Origin of the sequence: Laedolimicola intestinihominis (assembly GCF_040096155.1) — a bacterium.
In the GTDB taxonomy this organism is placed as follows: Bacteria; Bacillota; Clostridia; order Lachnospirales; family Lachnospiraceae; genus Laedolimicola; species Laedolimicola intestinihominis.
The window spans coordinates 59,062-65,245 of record NZ_JBBMFE010000019.1; the positions used below are offsets into that span (position 1 = coordinate 59,062).

Below are 6,184 nucleotides of genomic sequence, written 5' to 3' on the forward strand. Positions count from 1 at the left end.
TTGAGTATCAAGATGCTTTTATTATATGTATTTCACAAGTGAATTGCAAGGTGTTATAGTAAAGACAACAAGAAACAAGGGATTAAAAATCCCGAAGACATTCAGCACAGAAATACCCTGAGGGTATCCCTGGATGCCCTTAGAACATGGGCATTTTAAAGAAAGGATGGAATGACTTATGAAGAAGATTTTAGCGCTGGTAAATGAGTTTTTTAAGGAGTATTACGCAAGCTTTGCAGAGGAGCCGGTATTATAAAGAGGCCGAGGAAAATTGAATATGGAAACGAACAGTATAGACAATAATCAAAAGGGACTGTCCTTCTGAGGTGAGCGCGAAGCACATGGAAGAAGATGACAGTCCCTTTTCCTATATTTGCCCATGTTCTACGGGCATCCAGGGACACCCGTAGGGTGTTTCCTATATCTGCCCGTGCGAAACTTTATTTCCCGGAAAAATAGATTCTGGTCTCGTCCCGGATTACATCCGCCAGCAGCAGAAGCCCCAGCAGATTCGGCAGCGCCATCAACGCATTCGGTAGATCTGAAATTTCGAAAATCATCGGAAGCTCCAGCATCGGTGCAAACACCAGCGTAAAAATCCAGCAGAGCCGATACGGGAACAATGCTTTCGGCCCGAACAGATATGTAAGACAACGCTCCCCGTAAAAGGACCATCCGAGAATCGTAGCATAGGCGAAGGTCACGATACTGAATAAGAGCACTGGCTGCCCAAGACAGGGAATGGCAGAAAAGGCCCGCCAGGTAAAGCTGCTGCCGGAAAGGGCCACGCCGGAAGCCAAAAGGGCAGGCTCCCGGGCCAGCAGATGGCTTACAATGACTAGTCCCGTGATCAGGCAGACCACCAACGTGTCCCAGAAGGTGGCCGTGGAGGCCACCAGGGCCTGCCGCACCGGATCGGAACAGCGGGCGGCTGCAGCAGCCAGGGGCGCGCTTCCCATTCCGGCCTCGTTGGTGAAAAGACCCCGGGCTACCCCGTAGCGGGCTGCCAACAACAGGCCGGAGCCTGCCATGCCGCCTGAGACAGCCCGGGGCGCGAAGGCACATTTCAGAATCAGGCGGCAGGCTGGCAGCAGGAAAGCCCGATTTGCCACAAGAATCATAAGGCAGCCCAGCAGATAAAACAGGGTCATAAAGGGCACCAGCTTCTCGCAGACCCGAGAAATAGCCTGGTTGCCGCCAAAGATCACAAAGCAGGTGAGAAGTCCGACCGCCAATCCTGTGATAATGGGCGGAACCGGAAGCGTATCTGCCATGGCGTGCACCTGCACCGCGCAGCCGATACCAAAGGAAGCCAGCACGCCGCAGACCGCGAACAGGACGGCGGCAAATTTCCGGCGCAGCCCGTACTCCAGAACATACATGGGCCCGCCCGCAGGCTGCCCGTCCGGAGTGTACACCCGGAACTTAAGAGAGAGCAGCGCCTCCCCATAGGTGGTTGCTATCCCGAAGAAACCGGTGATCCAGCACCAGAACACCGCCCCGGGTCCGCCGAGCGCCACAGCCGTCCCCATGCCGACGATATTTCCGACGCCCAGACTGGAGGCCAGAGCCGTGGTCAGGGAAGCAAAGGGCGAAAGCCCGCCGTCGCCATTTCCCGTCTCCGCGCCCACTGCGGCGTCCGGCGTCAGCGACAGCCGGATAGCCAGCGGAAGCTTCCGCTGAATCAGTCCCGTTTTCCAGGTCAGAAAAAGGTGCGTCCCGAATAAAAGCAGAAGCATAGGGATCCCCCAGAGGCAGTTGTTCAAAGCCTCCACAATCGCATAGAAAGTTGACATAAGATAGATACCCGAAGAAAAGATCTGATGTATTATATGAATAGCCGGAAAAATTATGCGAAAATGTGGCAACTTATCCTATACATCATGCTGCGAAATTTGATATAATAGAGATAAGTTCGAGGCAATTTGTAAAATTCCAGTTTCGAAAATACGGAGGTGAACCCCATGTACGGATGCCCAAACTGCGGCAGCGAGCTGCTGTATGATATTAAGCTTGGCAGGCTGAAATGCGGAAGCTGTCGCAGCAGCTTTGACGTGGACTCAATCAAGCGCGAGAAGGACGCAGAACAAGATCTGTACGAGATCCAGGCCTTTCGCTGCCCCCAGTGCGGCGGTGAAATCTACACCAATGATCATACCATCGCGGGCTTTTGCAGCTATTGCGGCGCGTCTGCAGTGTTGCAGCAGAGGACGGAGCAGATCAAGGTTCCGTTCCGCATTTTCCCATTTACTGTGGATAAGAAGGACTGCCGGAAACGGTTCCGGGAATTTATCGCCAAGTGCTCTTATGTGCCGGAGGAATACAAGAATCCGGAGGCCGAACATGAATTTCGCGGTATCTATGTGCCCAGTCATTCCTACGAGGCGGAGGCAGGGGGCGCGTATCAGCTGAAGGGAAAGACCACCACCTATACCGGTAAGAAAAAAGGAAAGCGGCACTATACGGTAAAGGAATGGAATATGAACGTCGAAGCCTCGGGTAAAGTGAGCGATATCACCCATGCGGCGTCCTCATCCTTCCCGGATGAGCAGAGCGAGTGGATTCAGGACGGAATAGACCGGGGTGGCGGACGGCTTTTCGCGCCGGGCTTTCTCTGCGGTTTCTACGCGGATACCGCCGATGTGCCGCCGGAGGTCTACGAGCCCTACGCCCGGGCGGTGGCGGGCCAGCAGCTGGAAAATCAGCTCAATGATAATCTGGCCGGTATGGAAGCTACCCGTGCCACCTGTGAGCCGATTCTTCATATCCGGCATGCAGGCGACGTGTTGAAGCCGGTCTGGTTCATGTCCTACCGGAACGGTGGACGTGTGGCTTACGCAGCCATCGAGGGCCGGAATAAAAATATCAGCTGCGACGTGCCGGTAGATCAGAAGAAATTTACGAAAGTATCTCTGATTATTGCAGCCGTACTGTTCGTGGTGTTCAGCCTGTTTCAGGATCTGATGTTTACGGCGAAGACCATGCTGGGTATTACGGCGCTGTTTAACATGGTGCTGTGCCTGCTCTGGCATTCCAATATTCAAAAGCTGTACCGGCGTGAGATTGAGCGGGAATATAAAGTAAAGAAGAAGCATCGGAAAAAGCATCTGAACAACGATAAATGGCGGATAGCTCTGGTTGTGGTGGCCTGCATTATCGGAGCGCCCATCGCAATTTTCCTGCTTGCCTTTATCATAGTCATTTTCAGCGATACCGCCTACATAGAGAGCAGCAAGTCACTGAAGATATTTTTGGCGCTGGTATCGGCGGCGTTTCAGCTGATAATTTTGCTGAAGGATATGCCGAAGCGGACGAAGCTCTGGAAAAATCGGACCCGGACCCTTCCGGCAGACTGGATTTGCCTGTTTGTGACGCTGCTGCTTGGGGTGACAGCTTATGTAAACCCGGTGGAGGACCTGTGGTATTATGGAGCGATTATGGCGGCTTTCGGCGTAGATATTCTGATGCTATTGGAAATCATCCGAGACTACAACCTGAGCTGTTCCCGGCCCATGCCGCAGTTCGAGCTATACAAAGGAGGGCATAACCGTGAGTAGAAGGAGAGAGAAAAAGCGCCTTCTTTGTAAAACAGGGATTGTGTGCGCGGTGATTTTGGGCGTCGGTCTGGGCAGTTTTTTCGTGGAAAGAATTTCGGCGGAAACAGCTGTGAAACAGGCGCAGACGTCTAAGGCAGAGGTGACAGAAAAGCAGATCCCATCCTTAACAGCTACAGACGGTACCGGCTCCACCCGTAATCCCGACGAGCCGGAATATTATGACGGCCTGGGTTACGACGTCATTTACCGGGACAAGGCAGAATTGGTGGGAGACGACGAAAAGGAGGCGGTTCTGGCCAGCATGGAGCCTATCTCCGAGTACGCTAACGTCATTTTCTATACCACGGACGAATATGAAGCTTCCGACACGGCGACGGTCTGCGAGAAGATCTGCGCGGGTTACTATGGCAGCTCAAAGAAAGCGCCGGTGGTCATGTTCGCCATCGACATGTATAACCGGGAAATCTATCTGTACTGTACCGGCCCCACCCGCCACATTATTCGCAACCGGGACGCCAACTCCATTACGGATAATATCTACCGCCTGGCCAGTGCCAGACGCTACGATGACTGCGCCATCGGAGCCTTCGAGCAGTGTCAGCGTCTTCTCACCGGCAGCAGTATCCGGCGGCCCATGCAGCGTATCAACAACCTGTTCCTGGCGATTATCCTGGGCTTTCTGATCAATTATCTGTACCTGCGCATATCGCGGAGCATGACGGCGAGCAAAGAAAAATGGAACGTGAAGCCCTTCGAAACCAATAAATTCACCCTGAAGACCACGAAAGAGTGTATACGCACCTACACCTATACCGAATCCGAAAGCTCCGGATCCGGCGGCGGTGGCGGCTTCAGCGGCGGCGGTGGCAGTTCCGGAGGAGGCGATTCCGGAGGCAGCTCCGGAGGCGGACACAGCTTCTAAAAGCGATAGAGAGAATTTGAAATTACCTTGACAGAAAATGCCGGTTGACACAGGCTTTTCTTCAGGGTAATTTTTATAGCAGAAAATGAAAAAGATAAAATTCTCAAAACTTTTTATAAAAGCGTGCCGTCTAATAGATAGAAGTGAAGAAATAGGAAGGAGAGCGTAACGAAAGATGAACACACCGTCTTTACAGCAAAAAGTGGAAGACCAGATCCTGGACAGCTACGAAGCCATGTACCGGCTGGCCTACACTTACGTAAGAAACGAAGAAGACGCCCTGGACATCGTACAGGAAAGTGTATATAAAGCCATAAAAAATGCGTCCAAGGTACAGCAGGAGAGCTACATCCGCACCTGGCTCTGGCGCATTGTGATGAATACAGCCGTGGATTACATCCGCAGCCGGAAAAATGAGACAGAACTTGATGCGGCAGGCGAGACCGGCAAAGAGGATACCTATCAGGACTTCGATACCCTGGAGGCCTTGAAAATTCTGGATGAGCGGGAAAAAGCAGTGGTGATCTTAAGGTTTTTCGAAGATCAGAAGCTGGATGACATCGCCCGTATTCTGCACGAAAATACGAATACCGTCAAATCCATATTGTATCGGAGCCTGAAGAAGCTCCGGGTTCAATTAACGGAAGGAGAGCTGCGCTATGAAGGATGAGAGGTTAGACAAAATGAATCAGGAATACCATGAGATTTTCATTCCCGCAGAGCTGAGACAGCGCGTAGAGACAGGCATCCGGGAAGCAAAAAAAGATATGGAAACGGAACGACAGACCACCATAGAAAGGAAGAAGAAGCCCATGAAAAAGAAAAATAATAAAATGATTACCTTTGCAAAAACCGTCGGAGGAGCGGCCGCAGCCGCACTGATCGCCATCACAGTTATGGCCAATTCCGGAGCAAGCATCGCCCACGCCATGGCGAAAATACCGGTCATCGGAGCTATCGCGGAGGTTGTCACCTTCCGGGAATATCAGGACAGCACCAATCAGATGTACGCAGACGTTAAGGTGCCGGAGGTAGAGGTGAAAAATGAAGACGGCACCGTCAATCAGGAAAGCACCAACGCCATCAACCAGAGCATCCAGGAATACACCGACGAGATCATTGCCCAGTATCAGGCAGACGTGGAGGCCGCAGATGGCCAGGGATATCAGGCAGTGGATCTGGATTATCAGGTGATTACCGATTCGGACCGCCTTTTCTCTATCCGCTTTGACAAGCTGGTAGTCATGGCCAGCGGCGAAGAAACAGTAAAAATATACCATATCGACAAGCAGACCGGTAAAATGATTAACTTAAGCGGTATCTTCAAAAAAGGCACCAACTTCATCGATCCGATTACAGCGAATATTAAGGAGCAGATGAAGGAGCAGATGGCTGCCGATGAGAATGTCACTTACTGGCTGGACAGCGATATTCCGGAATGGGATTTCAAGTCTATTACAGCGGACACCACCTTCTACATCAACGAGGAGGGCAGGCTGGTTATCGTATTTGACGAAGGAGAAGTGGCTCCCATGAGCATGGGCAGCGTGGAATTTGTGATTCCCACCGAGGTGATTCAGGATATTGTGCAGGATGGGTTCGTGCAGTAAAAGAGTATAAAAAATATCTCCTGTAGCGATGCAGGGGATATTTTTTATGGAATAGGAAATTCCGATAGAATTCCCTATTCCATAAAAAATATTAT

The 6,184-nt window shown here is 51.6% G+C and carries 5 protein-coding genes; 4 read left to right on the forward strand and 1 reads right to left on the reverse strand.

All coding sequences use genetic code 11. The features are described 5' to 3' along the window. Nucleotides 1-440: 440 nt before the first annotated feature. A complete protein-coding gene (locus tag WMO29_RS15505) occupies nucleotides 441-1,796 on the reverse strand; it encodes an alanine/glycine:cation symporter family protein (protein ID WP_435391202.1) in 1,356 nt (451 codons plus the stop codon). A gap of 168 nt (nucleotides 1,797-1,964) precedes the next feature. On the opposite strand from WMO29_RS15505, the gene WMO29_RS15510 reads away from it, so the two are divergent. The 4 genes from WMO29_RS15510 (at nucleotide 1,965) to rsiV (ending at nucleotide 6,089) form a co-directional block, all read left to right on the forward strand. Next, nucleotides 1,965-3,557 carry a TFIIB-type zinc ribbon-containing protein gene (locus tag WMO29_RS15510; protein WP_349165406.1) on the forward strand — a complete coding sequence of 531 codons (1,593 nt, stop codon included), beginning with the start codon at nucleotides 1,965-1,967 and terminating at the stop codon, nucleotides 3,555-3,557. Continuing rightward, nucleotides 3,550-4,479, forward strand: coding sequence for a TPM domain-containing protein (locus tag WMO29_RS15515; RefSeq protein ID WP_178038263.1), 930 nt, complete (start codon nucleotides 3,550-3,552; stop codon nucleotides 4,477-4,479). The genes WMO29_RS15510 and WMO29_RS15515 overlap by 8 nt, the downstream gene beginning before the upstream one ends. Before the next feature lie 175 nt (nucleotides 4,480-4,654). Beyond that, the gene (locus tag WMO29_RS15520) at nucleotides 4,655-5,149 is read left to right on the forward strand and encodes a sigma-70 family RNA polymerase sigma factor (RefSeq protein WP_349165407.1); all 495 of its coding nucleotides are present in this window, start codon (nucleotides 4,655-4,657) and stop codon (nucleotides 5,147-5,149) included. Then, nucleotides 5,139-6,089, forward strand: coding sequence for an anti-sigma-V factor RsiV (gene rsiV / locus WMO29_RS15525; RefSeq protein ID WP_349165408.1), 951 nt, complete (start codon nucleotides 5,139-5,141; stop codon nucleotides 6,087-6,089). The genes WMO29_RS15520 and rsiV overlap by 11 nt, the downstream gene beginning before the upstream one ends. Nucleotides 6,090-6,184: the final 95 nt, after the last annotated feature.